The 17,154-nt window shown below is 71.0% G+C and carries 20 protein-coding genes; 6 read left to right on the top strand and 14 right to left on the bottom strand.

The window, feature by feature from the left end; genetic code table 11:
- Positions 1 to 14: 14 nt before the first annotated feature.
- From ACH4MY_RS01430 to ACH4MY_RS01410, 5 genes are all read right to left on the bottom strand, one after another.
- Positions 15 to 1,790 (bottom strand): LuxR C-terminal-related transcriptional regulator, encoded by a 1,776-nt coding sequence (locus ACH4MY_RS01430; RefSeq protein WP_397995891.1) that lies wholly within the window; start codon positions 1,788 to 1,790, stop codon positions 15 to 17.
- A gap of 80 nt (positions 1,791 to 1,870) precedes the next feature.
- Entirely contained in the window at positions 1,871 to 3,241 is a 1,371-nt protein-coding gene (locus ACH4MY_RS01425) for an FAD-dependent oxidoreductase (RefSeq protein ID WP_397995888.1), read from the bottom strand.
- Positions 3,242 to 3,357: 116 nt separating this feature from the next.
- Positions 3,358 to 3,726 carry a Mu transposase C-terminal domain-containing protein gene (locus ACH4MY_RS01420; RefSeq protein ID WP_397995885.1) on the bottom strand — a complete coding sequence of 123 codons (369 nt, stop codon included), beginning with the start codon at positions 3,724 to 3,726 and terminating at the stop codon, positions 3,358 to 3,360.
- 372 nt (positions 3,727 to 4,098) lie between these two features.
- Complete coding sequence (locus tag ACH4MY_RS01415) at positions 4,099 to 4,293, bottom strand: DUF397 domain-containing protein (RefSeq protein WP_397995882.1); 195 nt, start codon at positions 4,291 to 4,293, stop codon at positions 4,099 to 4,101.
- Positions 4,275 to 5,108 carry a Scr1 family TA system antitoxin-like transcriptional regulator gene (locus ACH4MY_RS01410; RefSeq protein WP_397995879.1) on the bottom strand — a complete coding sequence of 278 codons (834 nt, stop codon included), beginning with the start codon at positions 5,106 to 5,108 and terminating at the stop codon, positions 4,275 to 4,277. The genes ACH4MY_RS01415 and ACH4MY_RS01410 overlap by 19 nt, the downstream gene beginning before the upstream one ends.
- Before the next feature lie 132 nt (positions 5,109 to 5,240).
- On the opposite strand from ACH4MY_RS01410, the gene ACH4MY_RS01405 reads away from it, so the two are divergent.
- Both ACH4MY_RS01405 and ACH4MY_RS01400 read left to right on the top strand, forming a co-directional pair.
- On the top strand, positions 5,241 to 5,462 hold the full coding sequence (locus ACH4MY_RS01405; protein WP_397995876.1) for a hypothetical protein: 222 nt from the start codon (positions 5,241 to 5,243) through the stop codon (positions 5,460 to 5,462).
- Positions 5,459 to 5,674, top strand: coding sequence for a hypothetical protein (locus ACH4MY_RS01400; protein ID WP_015033506.1), 216 nt, complete (start codon positions 5,459 to 5,461; stop codon positions 5,672 to 5,674). Before ACH4MY_RS01405 ends, ACH4MY_RS01400 begins: the two co-directional genes overlap by 4 nt.
- A 72-nt stretch (positions 5,675 to 5,746) precedes the next feature.
- Here the strand turns inward: ACH4MY_RS01400 and ACH4MY_RS01395 are convergent, their stop codons facing one another.
- Both ACH4MY_RS01395 and ACH4MY_RS01390 read right to left on the bottom strand, forming a co-directional pair.
- On the bottom strand, positions 5,747 to 6,289 hold the full coding sequence (locus ACH4MY_RS01395) for a CocE/NonD family hydrolase C-terminal non-catalytic domain-containing protein (RefSeq protein ID WP_397997341.1): 543 nt from the start codon (positions 6,287 to 6,289) through the stop codon (positions 5,747 to 5,749).
- Complete coding sequence (locus tag ACH4MY_RS01390) at positions 6,286 to 7,179, bottom strand: CocE/NonD family hydrolase (protein WP_397997339.1); 894 nt, start codon at positions 7,177 to 7,179, stop codon at positions 6,286 to 6,288. The genes ACH4MY_RS01395 and ACH4MY_RS01390 overlap by 4 nt, the downstream gene beginning before the upstream one ends.
- Before the next feature lie 326 nt (positions 7,180 to 7,505).
- Here ACH4MY_RS01390 and recO point away from each other — a divergent pair, with 326 nt between their 5' ends.
- From recO to ACH4MY_RS01375, 3 genes are all read left to right on the top strand, one after another.
- Positions 7,506 to 8,255 (top strand): DNA repair protein RecO, encoded by a 750-nt coding sequence (gene recO / locus ACH4MY_RS01385; protein ID WP_397995872.1) that lies wholly within the window; start codon positions 7,506 to 7,508, stop codon positions 8,253 to 8,255.
- Between the two features lie 17 nt (positions 8,256 to 8,272).
- Positions 8,273 to 9,097: an isoprenyl transferase gene (locus ACH4MY_RS01380; RefSeq protein WP_397995869.1), complete on the top strand. Its 825-nt coding sequence runs from the start codon at positions 8,273 to 8,275 to the stop codon at positions 9,095 to 9,097.
- A 116-nt stretch (positions 9,098 to 9,213) separates the two neighbouring features.
- Positions 9,214 to 9,759, top strand: coding sequence for a YcxB family protein (locus ACH4MY_RS01375; protein WP_397995867.1), 546 nt, complete (start codon positions 9,214 to 9,216; stop codon positions 9,757 to 9,759).
- A 56-nt stretch (positions 9,760 to 9,815) separates the two neighbouring features.
- On the opposite strand, the gene ACH4MY_RS01370 is transcribed toward ACH4MY_RS01375, so the two are convergent.
- From ACH4MY_RS01370 to ACH4MY_RS01355, 4 genes are all read right to left on the bottom strand, one after another.
- The gene (locus ACH4MY_RS01370) at positions 9,816 to 10,226 is read right to left on the bottom strand and encodes a transcriptional repressor (RefSeq protein ID WP_351901428.1); all 411 of its coding nucleotides are present in this window, start codon (positions 10,224 to 10,226) and stop codon (positions 9,816 to 9,818) included.
- 70 nt (positions 10,227 to 10,296) lie between these two features.
- Positions 10,297 to 11,190 (bottom strand): metal ABC transporter permease, encoded by an 894-nt coding sequence (locus ACH4MY_RS01365; RefSeq protein WP_397995863.1) that lies wholly within the window; start codon positions 11,188 to 11,190, stop codon positions 10,297 to 10,299.
- A gap of 16 nt (positions 11,191 to 11,206) precedes the next feature.
- The gene (locus ACH4MY_RS01360; protein ID WP_397995860.1) at positions 11,207 to 11,980 is read right to left on the bottom strand and encodes a metal ABC transporter ATP-binding protein; all 774 of its coding nucleotides are present in this window, start codon (positions 11,978 to 11,980) and stop codon (positions 11,207 to 11,209) included.
- A 26-nt stretch (positions 11,981 to 12,006) separates the two neighbouring features.
- Entirely contained in the window at positions 12,007 to 12,996 is a 990-nt protein-coding gene (locus ACH4MY_RS01355) for a metal ABC transporter substrate-binding protein (protein WP_397995857.1), read from the bottom strand.
- A 166-nt stretch (positions 12,997 to 13,162) separates the two neighbouring features.
- On the opposite strand from ACH4MY_RS01355, the gene ACH4MY_RS01350 reads away from it, so the two are divergent.
- On the top strand, positions 13,163 to 14,545 hold the full coding sequence (locus ACH4MY_RS01350) for a glycine--tRNA ligase (RefSeq protein WP_397995854.1): 1,383 nt from the start codon (positions 13,163 to 13,165) through the stop codon (positions 14,543 to 14,545).
- A 78-nt stretch (positions 14,546 to 14,623) separates the two neighbouring features.
- On the opposite strand, the gene ACH4MY_RS01345 is transcribed toward ACH4MY_RS01350, so the two are convergent.
- The 3 genes from ACH4MY_RS01345 to ACH4MY_RS01335 all read right to left on the bottom strand — a co-directional run bounded on the left by ACH4MY_RS01345 (position 14,624) and on the right by ACH4MY_RS01335 (position 17,106).
- The gene (locus ACH4MY_RS01345) at positions 14,624 to 15,328 is read right to left on the bottom strand and encodes a VC0807 family protein (RefSeq protein WP_397995851.1); all 705 of its coding nucleotides are present in this window, start codon (positions 15,326 to 15,328) and stop codon (positions 14,624 to 14,626) included.
- A 106-nt stretch (positions 15,329 to 15,434) separates the two neighbouring features.
- A complete protein-coding gene (locus tag ACH4MY_RS01340) occupies positions 15,435 to 16,025 on the bottom strand; it encodes a TetR family transcriptional regulator (RefSeq protein WP_397995848.1) in 591 nt (196 codons plus the stop codon).
- 43 nt (positions 16,026 to 16,068) lie between these two features.
- Positions 16,069 to 17,106 (bottom strand): aldo/keto reductase, encoded by a 1,038-nt coding sequence (locus ACH4MY_RS01335; RefSeq protein WP_397995846.1) that lies wholly within the window; start codon positions 17,104 to 17,106, stop codon positions 16,069 to 16,071.
- Positions 17,107 to 17,154 lie beyond the last annotated feature (48 nt).

Raw genomic sequence — 17,154 nt, 5'->3', positions numbered from 1 at the left:
CGGCCGGGGGCGGGTCAGAGCAGGGAGTGCGCGTACGCGTAGGCCGTGGCGGAGGCACGGGCGCCGACGCCCAGCTTGGCGAAGATGTTGTTCAGATGCCGGGCGACCGTGTGCTCGCTGATCACCAGGGTCCGGGCGATGTCCTTGTTCGTCCCGCCCGAGGCGACGAGCCGCAGCACCTCCGCCTCCCGCGCGGTCAGCCCGCCCGGCAGCCGCCGCCGTGACCCGCCGGAGAGCAGCGCCGCCGCGCGCCGGGCGTCCGGTACGGCCCCGAGCCGCTCGAAGGCCGCCCGCGCCGTGCCCAGCTCCAGCCGGGCCGCCTCCTCGTCGCCCGCGGCCCGGTCGGCCGCCGCGAGCAGCATCCGTACCTGCGCGGCCTCGTACGGCACCCGCAGCTCCAGCCACCCGGCGAGGGCCCGGCGCAGCGGGAGCAGCGCGTCGGGGCCCTTCTCGGCGAGCGCCACCGACCCGAGGGCCGTGTCGGCGAGGGCACGCAGCAGCGGTACGTCCCCGGCGAGCGCGTCGAGCCGCGCCGCCGCGTCCGCCGCCCCGGCCGTGTCACGGACGGCGAGGGCCACCTCCGTACGGGCGGCGAGGAGGCGGGCCCGGCCCAGGACGTCGTGGTCGGGGTCGCTCCGGCAGGCCAGGGCCAGGTCGATGCCCGCCACCGCGGCGGCGGCCCGGCCCTGGGCGAGGCGCAGCAGCGCGAGGCCCGGCTGTGGGATGCGGCCCAGTTCGTGGGCGTGTCCGTACGAGACGGCGGCCGCGTCGAGGCGGCCCTGGCGCCGCTGGACGTCCCCGGCGGCGTAGTACGCGGCCGCGGCCGACTCCAGACAGTCGACCGGCACCTCGCGGCAGGCCTGCCGGGCCTCGGCCTCGGCGAGCGCCCAGGCCCCGAGGAGGTCGAGGACCTCGACGCGATGGGCCCGGCAGACGCCCCGGAAGGGGTTCTCGCCGGAGGGGACGGTCATGGGGAGGGGGGCGGCACCGGCGCGGACGGCCTCCCCGCCCGGCGCCGTCTCCCGGGGCGGGCGGCCCGACCAGGGCGGGGCGCACCATTCCATCGCCGCGTTCGTCCACTCCACCGCCCGGGCGAAGTCGGCGGCCTCCATGCACTGGGTGAGGGCCAGGCAGTACAGCCAGCCCGTGAACATGCCGCTCAGTTCGCCGGCCACCACCGCGCACATCGCGTCGTCGAGGTGGGCGAGGGCCTCGGTCCTGCGGCCGGCCGCGAGCAGGACGTGGGACTCGGCCTGACGGCTGAGGGCGAGGAGGTCGGGGCTGCCGGAGGCGAGGGCGAGGGCCGTCATGCGACGGGCGGCGGCGAGGGCGGCCTCGTGGTCGCCGTGCGCCTCGGCCTCCTCGGCCGTCGTCCAGGCGAGGAAGCACTGTTCCGGGCAGTCGGGCAGGTCCTCCAGGTGGTGCCGGGCCCGGTGGAGCCAGCCGGCCGCCGCGGCGGGCCGCCCGAGGCTCGCGTACTCGTAGGACAGCCACCAGGAGGTGAGTCCGGCGCCGCGGTGGTCGTCGGCCGCGAGATAGGCGGCGTGTGCCCGGAGCCGGGCGGTGACGGACTCGTCGACGTGCCCGGACCACCAGGCGGAGTCGGCGAGGACGGCGAGGTCGTCGGCGGTCAGGCCGCGCTCGGGGTGCCGGTCGTGGTCGTGCAGCAGCTCGTACGCCTCGGCCCAGGACTCGCGGGCCGCGGCGTCCCTGGCACGCTCGACCGCGTCGGCCGTGCCTGCGGGGGCGGCCCCGGTGGCCGTGCGGGTGGGGATCGTGGGTACGGACATGGCTCTCGCCTCTTCCCGGTCCTTTCAGGGTAGGACCGGGAAGAGGCGAGAGCCCGCGAGGACGAGGTCCTGCGAAGGTCCTACTCGATCGCGCCGCTGGCGCGCAGCATGTCGTCGCGCTCGACGATCTTCACGCGCTCGCGGCCCTGCGGCTCGCCGAGCGCCTTCTCGGCGGCGTCCAGGGCGTACCAGCCCTCCCACGTGGTGTACGTGAGGCCCTTGCCCTCCAGGAAGGACACGACCGCGTCCGTCTCCGGGGTGTCGGGGGTGAGCAGGCGCCCGTTCGCGAAGTCGTCCAGGAGGTTCGCCACGGTCTCGTTGGCGTCGCCCTTGGTGTGGCCGATGAGGCCGACGGGGCCACGGCGGATCCAGCCGGTGCAGTACGTGGAGGCCATGTGCTCGCCGGTCTCCTCGACGACCCGGCCGCCCTCGTCCGGGACGGTGCCGGTGGCGGTGTCCCAGGGAAGCTTGGGCAGCTCGTCGGAGAGGTAGCCGACCGCGCGGTAGACGGCCTGGACGTCCCAGTCGGTGGTCTTGCCGGTGCCCGTGACGTTCCCGGTGCCGTCCAGCTCGGTGCGCTCGGTGCGCAGGCCCACGACCTGGCCGTCCTCGCCGAGGATCTCGACGGGCGACTCGAAGAAGTGCAGGAAGAGCTTGTGCGGGCGGTCGCCGATGTCGCGGATCGCCCAGTTCTCCAGGGTCTTGGCGACCATGTCGGTCTGCTTGTTCTTGCGCCGCTCGGCGATCGAGCCGTCGTCGTAGTCGATGTCCTCGGGGTTGACGATGACCTCGATGTTCGGCGAGTGGTCCAGCTCGCGCAGCTCCATGGGGCTGAACTTGGCCTGGGCCGGGCCGCGGCGCCCGAAGACGTGGATCTCGACGGCCTTGTTGACCTTGAGACCGTCGTAGACGTTCGCCGGGATCTCGGTCGGCAGCAGCTCGTCGCCGGTCTTGGCGAGGATGCGGGCGATGTCGAGGGCCACGTTGCCGACGCCGAGGACGGCGACCTTCTCCGCTTCGAGCGGCCAGGTGCGCGGGACGTCCGGGTGGCCGTCGTACCAGGAGGCGAAGTCGGCGGCGCCGTACGAACCCTCGAGCTCGACGCCCGGTATGCGCAGCGCGCGGTCGGCCATGGCGCCGGTCGAGAAGATCACGGCGTCGTAGAAGGCGCGCAGGTCGTCGAGGTGGATGTCGGTGCCGTAGTCGATGTTGCCGAAGAGACGGACCTGCGGCTTGTCGAGGACCTGGTGGAGGGCCTTGATGATGCCCTTGATGCGCGGGTGGTCGGGGGCGACGCCGTAGCGGATGAGGCCGAAGGGGGCGGGCATCCGCTCGAAGAGGTCGATGGACACACCCGGCTCGGCGGCGGCCTCGGACTTCAGCAGCGCATCGGCGGCGTAGATTCCGGCGGGGCCGGCGCCGACGATCGCGACCCGGAGGGGGCGGGGCATGACGGGGTTCCCTTCGCAAGCGACGTGGCGGCGAGGCCGCCGACACTTAGGTCACCCTAAATAATGCAGGGCGTGGAGTGGTACCCGCCCCCGGTCTATGGGCCCATAAGCCGGACTTATGACTTCCATAAGTGAAGCTGTCGACCTCGGAAGCCGCCGGCACCGAGGAGCGCGAGGACCACTGTGGTGATCGCCCCGGCCGCACCGAGCAGCCCGATGACGAGGCCGCTCCCCGTCAGGGCCAGGTCCATCGCCCGCGGGCCCCGGGCGCGGAGGACGACCACGCGCCCCGGGTCCTGTGGATCGTAGGCGACATCGACGGTCCACGTGTGGGCGAACTTCCGCACGGTGCGGTGCAGCCCGTCGGGGTCCGTGTAGACGTAGGTGGACTGCTCGCCCGGGACCCGCTCGGCGGCGACGGTGACGCCGTGCCTGCGCAGATACCGCTCCTCGCGCGACGGCTGCGAGGACGCCCAGCCGAGCACGAGGAAGAACAGCCCCAGGAAGCCGCCGCGAACCGCTGGACGTACGGCGTGGCACCGGCCGGCGCGGTCAGCTCGACGACGACGGTCCGCCCCTCGGCATGGACGCGCGCTATGGCCTTCAGCGGGATGTGCAACTCCTCGCGGGCCCGGCGGAGCAGCAGCGCCTGCCCCTCCGCGCGCAGACCGGTGCCTTCGGGGCCTCGCAGGGCGGGAATGGGGGGCAAGATCGACATGGCGTGATCGTAGGGGCGGGCCGACCGTCGGTGAAGGGCCTGTCCGCGGTGCGTACGCGCATCCGCTGGACGCGGCGCCTGCCGCCCGGTCAGCCGGTGAACGTCTCGGCGACCGGTCGGCCGATCCCGTCCGGGGCCGTCATCTCTTGACGCCGGCGACGAACGCGGTCCAGGCGGCGGCGGGGACGACGAGGGCGGGGCCGGCGGGGTTCTTGCTGTCGCGGACGGGGACGACCCCGGTGACACCGTCGAGGACTTCGAGGCAGTTGCCGCCGTCGCCGTTGCTGTAGGAGCTCTTGCGCCAACGGGTGTTGCTCAGGTCGTACTCACGCATCGTCTGTAGTCCTCCGCTGCCGACTCGATCAGGACCAGGGACGCCTCCGGCGGCAGCGTGGCGACCCTGAGCGGATCGTAGGCGCGCTGTGCCTGCTTCACCACCGTCGGATCGTCGAGGAGAGTCCCCGAAAACCCCGTCTCCGCATAGGCGGTTGGCGGCTGGTCTGCGAACTCCATGAGCCGGAGCGAGCCCTCCATGACGGAGTGCGCGCCGACCGAGCGGGGCAGGACGGTCACCAGTGCGCGCCGCGCGCGGGTCAGTGCGGCGATGTGGTCCAGTGTCGCCGCCATCACGGCGGGGCCGCCCACGGGGGTGAGCACCGCGTTCTCGTGCGGAACGGCCCAATACTCCGGCTTTGTAGGGCCCCCGAGGATCTCTGCTCTGCCGATGCGCGCGGTGACCTTCTCCTCGATGAACTCCTCCGTGGCGAACGGGTGCGTCGCCACGGTCACCGCCCGCGCGTACTCCGCCGTCTGCATCAGGCCGGGCACCACCGCCGGTGCGAACTCGCAGATCCTCGTCGCCACCGTCTCCAGCTCCGCCACCTCGTGGAAATAAGAGGCGTACGGCGACCTGTTGATAAGTTTGCGACACGTCCGTTCGAAAATACCGCCGGTTTGTAGGATCTCGTCGATTCGCATCGCCACATCCAGCTGTGGCTTTCGAATTCCCTGCTCGAACAGGCCGATGTACGCACCCGAGACGAACACCAGTCCGCCCAGTTCCTCCTGGGTAAGGCCCGCAGCCTCCCGGCACTCCTTCAGCAGCTCGCCGAAGAACTCCCACACGTCCTGCTGCTTGCCTCTGGCCATGGCTTAACTCCCCACCCCTACGCCGCAGTTGTACGACCTGCGCGTCTGCCGATTCTACGGATCCGGCCCCACCCTGGTGAGGCGAAGCAGGAAATGGATTCAGAAAGGCATACGTTGGTGAAGGAAGACATCATGAAGACGACCACGGGGGCGATCGAAGTCGCACAAGAGGCAGTGACGGAATTGCGTGAGGCGCTCGCGAGGGCCGGAATCCGGCTTCCCTCGCTCGGGCTCGACGTCGTCACCCTCGCCGCCGATCCTCCGAGGCCGCTCGTCGAATTGGGATGCTGCACGGTGGAAACGGCCCGGCTCCTCGCCGCCGCCCTTCCACCGGGGGAGGAGAGCCGGTCATGACACTGCCCATCGGGTCGTACGTCGTGGAGATCCGCACCGGGCGGGTCGGGAGGGTCATGGGGCACGAAGGGCCCTATGTCCAGATCCGGCCGCTGGGCGGCGGACGCGAATGGGACGTGGAGCCCGACGGGGTACGGGAGGCCACCTCGGCCGAGCGGCTGAGCGCTGCCACGGCGCACGTGAACGCGCGGAGCCGCGGCGAGGTGCCCTGACTCCGCCGGACGCGGTACGCGGAACGCCCGGCCGGGAGGGGATCTCCGGCCGGGCGTTCGTCGTGCGGGGGGTTACGGCAGGGGGTGGAGCGGGACGGCGATGTACGACGGGGCGTCCTGCGAGGAGGTGAGCTCGATGGTCGACGGCGCGCGGTTGCCGTCGGCGAAGAACTGGTCGCGGGTGTCGATGATCAGCTGGAGCCGGCGGCCCTTGTCCAGGACGTAGTGGGCGGGCTGGAGGGGGAAGGTCACGGTGGTGGCCCGGCCGGGCTCCTCGTGGGTGACCGTGCAGGGGGCGTGGGTGATGATCGCCGCCTTGCCGGTCGCCGGATCGCAGTCCATCAGATGGGCCACGATCGTGGCGGACGGCGCCTGCGGCTTCAGTGTCACCCGGAGTTCCAGCTCGCCCTGGACGCGCATCGCCTGCTCCAGCGGCTCCGTGGTCCAGATCGCGGCGAGGCCGCGGTCGATGTCGGCGGTCTCGTAGACGTGGGGGAAGCCCGCGCGCTCGGCCAGGCCGGTCTTGACGAGCTGCGGGGCGACGACGGCTTCGGTGTCGTGGACGGCGACCTTCACGGGGCGCGTCCAGGCCTGCTGCGGAGGCTCCTCGGTCAGTCGCCCGTCGCGCTCGTCGGCGACCGCGTCGGCGAGGTGGAACCGCTTCGGGGCAGGGCGTAGCTCTCCCAGTCGGGGTGGTGGAGGTCGAACAGCAGGTTGTGCATGTACTCCGAGCGGACACCGTACGAGGGCTCGGCTCCGTCGCCGGCCTTGCCACCGAGGTGGTGGTCCAGCCAGCGGTAGGCCATCGCGGTGGGCTTGGAGACGAGGCCGGCCGGGCCGGGCAGCTCGCCGTTGCCGTGGTCGCCGACCTGGACGAGCAGCGACTTGGGCCCGGTGAGCTGGTTGAACAGGTCCACGACGGCCGGCACCGAGAAGATCGTCTCGTGCCAGGCGGTGGTCATCAGGATCGGGACCTGGTGGTCGTTGTACGCCCGGAGCTGGTTCTTGGGCGACCGGACCTCGGCGAACTCCCTGACCTGGTCGTCGATGACGTTGCCACGGATCTTCTGGATGACGTCCCGGAACTCCTCCGAGCACCGGTCCTCCTTGAACAGCTTCACGAGCGCCTCGAAGGCCGCCAGGTGCCGGGTGCCGTTCTCGTACAGGGAGGCGAACAGGTCGCCCCAGGCGCTGGTGCCGGCCATGGCCTTGATCCGGCGGTCGTTCCCGGCGAGCAGCAGGCTCGTCCCGGCGCCGTAGGAGGAGCCGAAGCAGCCGATCCGGTCCGGGTCGACGCCCTCGATTCCGGACAGCGCCGTGACGAGCTCGATGGCGTCCTCCACGTCCTGCGGTCCGGCGACGTGGATCTCGCCCTCGGACCCGGCCAGGCCCCGCTGGCTGTAGGCCAGGACGGCGTAGCCGCCGAGGGCCCAGCGCGGGACATGCCGAGGTAGGCCCGGTGGCCGAAGTCGATCAGCGGGGCGGGCATGAGGATCGCGGGACAGGTCTCTCCGGGCGCGAGGTTGCGCGGGACGCTCAGCGACGCGTCGAGCAACGCCTCGCGGATCGCGTCCAGCCGCGCGGTGTCGTCGGTGCTGAGCGCGGAGGGGTTCACGGAGTCGTCGTAGCCGTCAACGGGCATGCCTGTTGCCGCCTTCCATGGCAGGGGTGTGGTGTCGAAGTGACAGCGTCACGATCTCGGCGCGGCGGTCGGTTCGAGGGAGGACGCGGCCCCGGCCGCTCGTTCGAGTGGCCGCGGCGTTTCAAACGTCGGGGACCCCGTGCCGGGGACTCTGTCCGAAAGCCGTCTCCCGTACGCGAGAATGGGCGCATGAGTCTGTTCCGCGACGACGGCATCGTGCTGCGCACCCAGAAGCTGGGTGAAGCGGACCGCATCATCACGCTCCTCACGCGCGGTCACGGGCGCGTACGCGCCGTCGCGCGCGGCGTCCGGCGGACGAAGTCCAAGTTCGGCGCGCGGCTCGAACCGTTCTCGCACGTGGACGTGCAGTTCTTCGCCCGGGGGAGTGAGCTGGTCGGACGGGGGCTGCCGCTCTGCACCCAGAGCGAGACCATCGCCGCGTACGGCAGCGGGATCGTCACCGACTACGCCCGCTACACCGCCGGCACCGCCATGCTGGAGACGGCGGAACGGTTCACGGACCACGAGGGCGAGCCCGCCGTGCAGCAGTACCTGCTGCTCGTGGGCGGCCTGCGGACCCTCTCCCGGGGCGAACACGCCCCCCATCTGATCCTGGACGCCTTCCTGCTCCGCTCGCTCGCCGTGAACGGCTACGCGCCGAGCTTCGACGACTGTGCCAAATGCGGAATGCCCGGCCCCAACCGGTTCTTCTCGGTCGCGGCCGGCGGTGTCATATGCGGCGACTGCCGGGTGCCCGGAAGCGTCGTACCCTCGGCGGAGGCCGTGGGCCTGCTCAGCGCGCTGCTCACCGGCGACTGGGCCACGGCGGACGCGTGCGAGCCGCGTCACGTCAGGGAGGGCAGCGGACTCGTGTCCGCCTATCTGCACTGGCATCTGGAGCGCGGCCTGCGCTCCCTGCGGTACGTAGAGAAAAGCTAGGTAGGAGAGACCACGTCATGGCCATCGCACGACTGCTCGGTCGCCAGCGCCGGGAGTACAGCACCCCCGAGCCGCACCCCTCCGGTGCCCGCCCGCCGAAGCTCCAGTCCGAGCTGATCCCGGAGCACGTCGCGATCGTCATGGACGGCAACGGGCGCTGGGCCAAGGAGCGCGGCCTGCCCCGCACCGAGGGGCACAAGGTCGGTGCCGAGCAGGTGCTGGACGTGCTCCAGGGCGCGATCGAGATGGGCGTGGGGTCGATCTCGCTGTACGCCTTCTCCACCGAGAACTGGAAGCGCTCGCCCGAGGAGGTGCGCTTCCTCATGAACTTCAACCGCGACTTCATCCGCAAGTCCCGCGACCAGCTCGACTCGCTCGGCGTGCGGGTCCGCTGGGTCGGCCGGATGCCGAAGCTGTGGAAGTCGGTGGCCAAGGAGCTCCAGGTCGCGCAGGAGCAGACCAAGGACAACACCAGGCTCACGCTGTACTTCTGCATGAACTACGGCGGCCGCGCGGAGCTCACGGACGCGGCGCAGGCGATGGGCGAGGACGTGAAGGCGGGCCGGCTCGACCCGGCGAAGATCACCGAGAAGACCATCCAGAAGTACCTCTACTACCCGGACATGCCGGACGTGGACCTGTTCCTGCGGCCCAGCGGCGAGCAGCGCACCTCCAACTACCTGATCTGGCAGAGCGCGTACGCCGAGATGGTCTTCCAGGACGTGCTGTGGCCCGACTTCGACCGCCGCGACCTGTGGCGGGCCTGTGTCGAGTACGCCCAGCGGGACCGTCGCTTCGGCGGCGTCGACCCGGCCGACATGGCCGTCCTCGAAAAGGGCTGAGCACGCCGACGCGCAGGAAGAGGCGCCCGCCGTCCCCCCGGACGGCGGGCGCCTCTTCATGGGGCGAGCGAAAACCGGTACGGGGACCGGCTGTTCGTACGGCTACGCTCTGCGCCGTGAACGAAGCGACCGAGAGCGGCACCCGGGACGGGCTCGAACTCCTCTACCCACCGGTCTTCGCCGATGTGAGCGAGGCCGTACGGGCCGCGCTGAAGGCCACCCGCTGGTGGCGGGCGTTCCGGTGGACGGCCCGGGGCGGCTGCGCGCTCGCCCTCGTCGCCGCGGTCCTGGCGCTGCTGCCCCTGCCGGAGCGGGAGCCGGGGACGGCGGCCCTGATGACCGCCCTCGGCCTCGTGGCCGTGGGCGCCGCGGAGCTGATCCCCTGGGCGACCGCCCGCGGCTTCTTCCCGCTGGTCCGCGGCCAGGGTGAGGCGCGGGCCGTCGTCGACGAGGACGGCGGACGGTGGAGCACCCGGGACTCCGAGACCACGATCCGGTGGGCCATGCTTCCCCGGTACGTCGAGACGCCCCGGCTCTTCGTCCTGCTCACCGGCCGGCGGGCCGGTACCGGCTTCGCCTATCTGCCCAAGAGCGGGCTCGGCGACCCGGCCGACGTCGACCGGCTGCGGGAGGTCCTGGACCGGAACAGCCGCCGGGTCTGAGCGGCCGCGCGAGAAAGGCCCGTACCGGCGCGGTACGGGCCTTCTCGTATGTCAGGTCACTTGCCGGCGCACTCCGCGCACGTGCCGAAGATCTCCACGGTGTGCGCCACGTTCACGAAGCCGTGCTCCGAGGCGATCGTCTCGGCCCACTGCTCCACCATCGGGCCCTCCACCTCCACGGCCTTGCCGCAGAGCCGGCAGACCAGATGGTGATGGTGGTCGCCGGTCGAGCAGCGGCGGTACACCGTCTCGCCCTCGCTCGTGCGCAGCGCGTCGACCTCGCCCGCGTCCGCGAGGGACTGGAGGGTGCGGTAGACGGTGGTGAGGCCGACCGAGTCGCCGCGGTGCTTGAGCATGTCGTGCAGCTCCTGAGCGCTGCGGAACTCGTCCACCTCGTTCAGCGCCGCCGACACGGCGGCGCGCTGCTTGGTCGAGCGGCCTCGTACGGGGGGTCCTGCCGTCACCACGGGGGCCTCCTTGAATCTTGTCTGCCCCCGCCATTCTGCCAGCCCCCCGGGCCGCCGGGCCCGGGCCGGATCAGACCTTCACGTCGTCCGTCGGCCGCCGGGTCGCCGGAACCGGCGCGTCACAGCTCTCCGCGCCCGCCTCGGCCGCCCGCGCCCGGCGTTTGGCGAGCGGCGTGGCGAGCAGGGTGAGCAGGACGAAGACACCGATCGCGTACAGCACGATCGTCGCGCCGGGCGGTACGTCCTGGTAGTACGAGGTGACCGTGCCCGCCAGGGTGACCATGATCCCGGTCACCACCGCGAGGACGAACGTCGCGCGGAAGGACTTCGACAGCTGCTGGGCCGCCGCCACCGGCACCACCATGAGCGCGCTGACCAGCAGCAGGCCCACGACCCGCATGGCGACCGTGACGGTCACCGCGGCCGTGACCGCGATCAGCAGGTTCAGGGCGCGCACCGGGAGGCCGGTGACCCGGGCGAACTCCTCGTCCTGGCTGACCGCGAAGAGCTGGCGGCGCAGGCCGACCGTGACCAGCACCACGAAGGCGGCCAGGATGCCGATCGCGGTGATGTCCTCGGTCGAGACCGTGGAGAGCGAGCCGAAGAGGTACGAGCTCAGATTGGCGTTGGAACCGGTCGGCGAGAGGTTGATCAGCAGGACGCCGCCGGCCATGCCGCCGTAGAAGAGCAGCGCGAGGGCGAGGTCGCCGCGGGTCTTCCCGTACGCCCTGATCAGCTCCATCGCGACCGAGCCGACGACGGCGACCGCGGTCGCCATCCAGACCGGGCTGGAGTTCAGCAGGAAGCCGAGGCCGACACCGGTCATGGCGACATGGCCGATGCCGTCGCCCATCAGCGCCTGACGGCGCTGGACCAGGTAGATGCCGACGGCGGGCGCGGTGATGCCGACGAGCACGGCCGCGAGGAGCGCGCGCTGCATGAAGGCGAGCTGGAGGATTTCCATGATCAGGTCAGCTTCCTCAGGTCAGCAGACCCGTACGGAGCGGCTCCCCGGCCGCGTGCGGATGGACGTGGTCGTGGCCCGGCAGCGCGTGCTGGCCGAGGGCCTCGGGCGGCGGGCCGTCGTGGACGACACAGCCGTCGCGGAGCACGACCGCGCGGTCGATCAGGGGTTCGAGGGGGCCCAGCTCGTGGAGCACGAGCAGGACGGAGGTGCCGCCCGCGACCTGCTCGCGCAGGGTCGAGGCCAGGATCTCCTGGCTCGCGAGGTCGACCCCGGCCATCGGCTCGTCCATGATCAGCAGCTCGGGCTCGGAGGCGAGCGCGCGGGCGATCAGGACCCGCTGGTGCTGGCCGCCGGAGAGGGCGGAGACGGAGTCCTTGGCGCGGTCGGAGAGACCGACGAGGTCGATGGCCCGCTCGACGGCGGCCTTGTCGACCCTGGTCAGCCAGCCGAACCTGCGGTGGGAGAGCCGGCCGGAGGAGACGACCTCGCGGATGGTGGCGGGGACGCCGCTCGCGGCGGTGGTGCGCTGCGGTACGTAACCGACCCGGGCCCAGTCGCGGAACCGCTTCCGCTCCGTGCCGAACAGCCGGATCGCGCCGCCGGTCAGCGGGACCTGGCCGATGACGGCGCGGACCGCGGTGGACTTGCCGGAGCCGTTGGCGCCGAGCAGGGCGACGACCTCACCGCGGTGGACGGTGAGGTCGACGCCGCGGAGGACGGGCCGGGCGCCGAGTGCCGCCGTGGCTCCGCGGACGGAGATGACGGGTTCCTGTTCCGGGGCTGCCATGGCTCGTACCTCCTGCTGTGCTGTGATCACTTGGCGCCGAGGGCCTTCTGCAGCGCGGTGAGGTTGGAACGCATGACCTCGAGGTAGTCATCGCCCTTGGAGGTGTCCGTGATTCCCTCCAGCGGGTCGAGCACGTCGGTCTTCAGACCGGTGTCGCCGGCGAGGGTCTTCGCGGTCTTGTCGCTCGCGAGGGTCTCGAAGAAGACGGTGGTGACCTTGTCCTTCTTCGCGACGTCCTGGAGTTCCTTGATCCTGGCGGGGCTCGGCTCGGACTCGGGGTCGATGCCGGAGATGCCCTCCTGGTCCAGGCCGTAGCGCTCGGCGAGGTACCCGAAGGCGGAGTGGGTGGTGATGAAGGTCTTCGTCGCGGTGTTCTTCAGCCCGGTCGCGAAGTCGGTGTTCAGCACGCCGAGCTTCTTCACCAGGGCGTCGGTGTTCTTCTTGTAGTCGGCGGCGTGGGCCGGGTCCGCCTTCTCCAGGGCGGTGCCGACGCCCTTGGCGACCTCGGCGTACTTCACGGGGTCGAGCCAGATGTGCGGGTCGGCGCCGGCCTCGGAGCCGTGGTCGTGCCCGGCCTCCTCCTCCGCGTGCTCCCCGGCGCCGTGGTCGTGGCCCTCGTGGCCGACCTCGGTGCCGTGCTTCTCCAGCGTCGTGAGGGTGGCGGCGTCGACGGTGTTCTCGACGCCGGCCTGGGCGATCGCGTCGTCGACGGCGGGCTGGACGCCCTTGAGGTAGAGGACGACGTCGGCCTCGCCGAGCCGGCCGATCTGCTTCGGCTTGAGCTCCAGGTCGTGGGGTTCGACGCCGGGCTTGGTGAGCGTGTCGACGGCGACGTGGTCGCCGCCTATCTCCTCGGCCAGGTACTGCATGGGGTAGAACGACGCGACCACGTCCAGCTTGCCGCCGCTTCCCTTGTCGGCCGCGTCGGAGGTTCCGGCGCAGGCGGAGAGGGAGACGACGCCGAGCGCGACGGCTCCGGCGACGGCGGTGGCGGGTATGAGGCGACGTACGTTCATGACACTCATTTTCAACAAAACTGGAAACGATTGTCAATTGTCGTACGTGTGGCACCGCCCACGCGCCCCCTCGGACGATCCGTGTGCCGAACCGATTTGATACGGGGGGTGCGGGCGCCGGTAACCTGAGGCATTCGCACTTCGTCGTCGTAATGAAGAGAGCACCGTGGCCGCCGACAAGATCGACACCATCGTCAGCCTGAGCAAGCGCCGTGGCTTCGTCTACCCGTGCAGTGAGATCTACGGTGGCCAGAAGGCCGCCTGGGACTACGGACCGCTGGGTGTCGAACTCAAGGAGAACCTGAAGCGTCAGTGGTGGCGTTACATGGTCACCTCGCGCGAGGACGTCGTCGGCATCGACTCGTCGGTCATCCTGGCCACCGAGGTCTGGGAGGCCTCCGGCCACGTCGCCACCTTCACCGACCCGCTGACCGAGTGCACCTCCTGCCACAAGCGCTACCGGGCGGACCACCTGGAGGAGGCGTACGAGGAGAAGCACGGCCGTCTCCCCGAGAACGGCTTCGCCGACCTCAACTGCCCCAACTGCGGCAACAAGGGCACCTTCACCGAGCCCAAGCAGTTCTCCGGCCTGCTCTCCACGCACCTCGGCCCGACCCAGGACACCGGCTCCGTCGCCTACCTGCGTCCCGAGACCGCGCAGGGCATCTTCACCAACTTCGGCCAGGTCCTGCAGACCTCGCGCAAGAAGCCGCCGTTCGGCATCGGGCAGATGGGCAAGTCCTTCCGGAACGAGATCACTCCGGGCAACTTCATCTTCCGCACCCGCGAGTTCGAGCAGATGGAGATGGAGTTCTTCGTCAAGCCGGGCGAGGACGAGCAGTGGCAGGAGTACTGGATGGAGCAGCGCTGGAACTGGTACACGGGTCTGGGTCTCCGTGAGGAGAACATGCGCTGGTTCGAGCACCCGAAGGAGAAGCTCTCCCACTACTCGAAGCGCACCGCCGACATCGAGTACCGCTTCTCGTTCGGCGGCAGCGAGTGGGGCGAGCTGGAAGGCGTCGCCAACCGCACCGACTACGACCTGAACGCGCACTCCAAGGCCTCCGGCGCCAACCTCACCTTCCTCGACCAGGAGTCCGGCGAGCGGTACACGCCGTACGTCATCGAGCCCGCCGCCGGTGTCGGCCGCGCGATGCTGGCCTTCCTCCTCGACGCGTACAACGAGGACGAGGCCCCGAACGCCAAGGGCGTCATGGAGAAGCGCACCGTCCTGCGCCTCGACCCGCGCCTGGCCCCGGTCAAGGTCGCCGTCCTCCCGCTGTCCCGCAACCCGCAGCTCTCCCCGAAGGCCAAGGGCCTCGCGGCGGACCTGCGGCAGAACTGGAACATCGAGTTCGACGACGCCGGCGCCATCGGCCGCCGCTACCGTCGCCAGGACGAGATCGGCACCCCGTTCTGCGTGACCGTCGACTTCGACACCCTCGACGACAACGCGGTGACCGTGCGCGAGCGCGACACCATGAAGCAGGAGCGCGTCTCCCTCGACCAGATCCAGGGCTACCTGGGCAGCCGCCTCCTCGGCTGCTGAGTCTGTTCGCAGATACGGGAAAGCCCCCGGTTCCGTCTCGGAACCGGGGGCTTTCCCATGCCGTCGGGCGCAGTGCCGTCAGGCGGACGCCACGGCCGCGGAAGCGGCCGCGTCCGCCTCGGCCTGGCGCCGCGCGCCCTCGGCCGAGCGGCGCTTCGCGAACCAGGCCGTCCATACGCCCAGGGCGCCGAGGACGGTGTAGATCATGACCGGGCTCAGCGTGACCATGGTCTTCGTCGGCAGCGCGTACACGAGGGCGATACGGACCAGCGCCTCGGCGATGTACGCCACGCCCCACACCAGCGTCATCGTGCGCATGGTGGAGCGGAAGCCGTCGTACTGCCACATGCCGTTCCACCAGGCCGTGCTCGCCGGAGTGCCGTCGGTGGCGAACTTCCGGCCGAAGTAGAACATCAGCGGGCGGGGCGCCAGCAGGGTGGCCAGACAGAGCAGCCCGAACAGGCCCGTCACGCCCGAGTCCTTGACCAGGAGCGCGCGGGCGGTGTGCGCGCCGATCAGCGAGACGAGCGCCGTGATCACCATGAAGACCAGCGTGACGACGGCGAACTCGTCGATCTTCCGCCGCCAGGCGACCATGATCGCGGTGTCCAGGACGGGCCAGACGCTGCCGGCGAGCAGGGCGGCGAACTCGGACCAGCCGTGGTCCTCGGTCAGGGTGTTGTACGTGAGGATCGGCGCGACCACGTTGAGGCCGATGGTGAGGACCCAGCCGATGGCGGAGGCGGCGCCCGATCGGGCTGATGGCTTGGCGGATTCGGACATGGTTCCCCCTGAGAGCGCTTACGGTCGCGGTGCGCGAGAACGCTAGTCAGGGTCTGGACACGGAACGGGAAAGTCCGTTCCAAATGATCTTCAAAACGCGTGCGGGTCAGGCCCGCAACGCACGCTGCGTCAGAGAGACGACCGCCGCGAACGCGTCCTCGATGTCCGTGGCCGCCCAGTCCGCGGCGTGCGCCGGGTCGTGGAAGCGGCCGGTGGCGTCGAAGACCGCGCGGGCCGTCGTCGCGTAGTCCCGCTCCGGAGCGGCGAACACCCCCTCGTGATGGCCGTCCTCCACGATGTGGGAGATCTGCTCCACCAGGTGTTCCTCGTGCCGCTGGACCACCGAACTGTTCTCCCCGATCAGCACCTGGAAGGTGGCCATCAGCTCCGGATCGCCGCCCGCCTTGCGGCGCTTGAGGGCGAAGAGGGCGGTCAGCCACCCGGTCAGCCGCTCGTCGGCGGCGCCCGGTCCCTCGGTGTACGGCCGGAGCGCGACGATCGTCCGCTCCAGCCACCGCTCGGTCACCGCCTCACGGAGCGCGGCCTTCGTCCGGAAGTGGCGGTAGACGCTGCCGTGACTGACACCGAGCACCCGGGCCACGTCCACCACGGTCGCCTTCGCCGGCCCGTACCGACGCAGCACCTCCTCGGTCGCTTCGAGGATGCGCTCTGCGGTCAGGGTCTCGGTGGCGGCCATGGAATGACACTACCTGTCAGCTCGGAGGGCCCGGCGGCGCCGGTCAGTGCTCGCTGTCCAGGTGTGCCATCTGTGCCGCCGGGTAGCGCTCGCCGGCCGCGGCGCCCGCCGGGACGGCCTCCTCGATCGCGGCCAGGTCGGCGGCGTCGAGCGTGACGTCCAGGGCGCCGAGTGCCTCCGTGAGCCGGTCCCGGCGCCGGGCGCCGACCAGCGGGACGATGTCCACGCCCTGTCGCTCGGCCTGCGCGAGGACCCAGGCGATCGCGGTCTGCGCGACCGTCACGCCCTTGGCCTCGGCGAGCGCCCGCAGCCGGTCCACCAGGTCCAGGTTCCGCTGGAGGTTCTCGCCCTGGAAGCGCGGGCTCATACCGCGGAAGTCGTTCGCCGCCAGCTCCCGGTCCCGGGTGAAGTGGCCGCTGATCAGGCCGCGCGACAGCACTCCGTAGGCCGTGACGCCGATGCCGAGCTCACGGGCGGCCGGCAGGATCTTCTCCTCGATGGAGCGGGAGATCAGCGAGTACTCGATCTGGAGGTCCGCGATCGGGGCCACGGTCGCCGCCCGGCGCAGGGTGTCCGCACCGACCTCGGAGAGGCCGATGTGCCGGACGTGCCCGGCCTCGACCAGCTCGGCGATGGCGCCGACGGTCTCCTCGATCGGCACGTCCGGGTCGACGCGGGCGATCCGGTAGATGTCGATGTGGTCGGTGCCCAGGCGCTGGAGTGAGTACGCCGCGAAGTTCTTCACGGCGGCCGGGCGCCCGTCGTACCCGGTGAAGCCGCCCTCCACGGTGCGGAGCGCGCCGAACTTCACGCTGGTCAGGGCCTGCTCGCGGGCGGCGGCGGGGGCGGTCCGCAGCGCCTCGGCGATCAGCAGTTCGTTGTGCCCCATCCCGTAGAAGTCGCCGGTGTCGAGCAGGGTCACCCCCGCGTCCAGGGCGGCGTGGACCGTCGCGATCGACTCGGCGCGGTCGGCGTCGCCGTACAGCGCGGACATGCCCATGCAGCCGAGGCCGAGCGAGGAGACCAGGGGGCCGGTGGTGCCGAGCGGGCGGGTGGGGACGGGGTTCCGTGTCGTCGTCATGGAAGAAGCATGGCATGACCGATGACAGATTTCAATATCTGTCATTCG

The sequence above is a fragment of the Streptomyces sp. NPDC017246 genome, from assembly GCF_044331325.1.
Lineage (GTDB): Bacteria > Actinomycetota > Actinomycetes > Streptomycetales > Streptomycetaceae > Streptomyces.
Note: the sequence above shows the minus strand (reverse complement) of the source record. Positions and strands in the feature narration are given on the sequence as shown.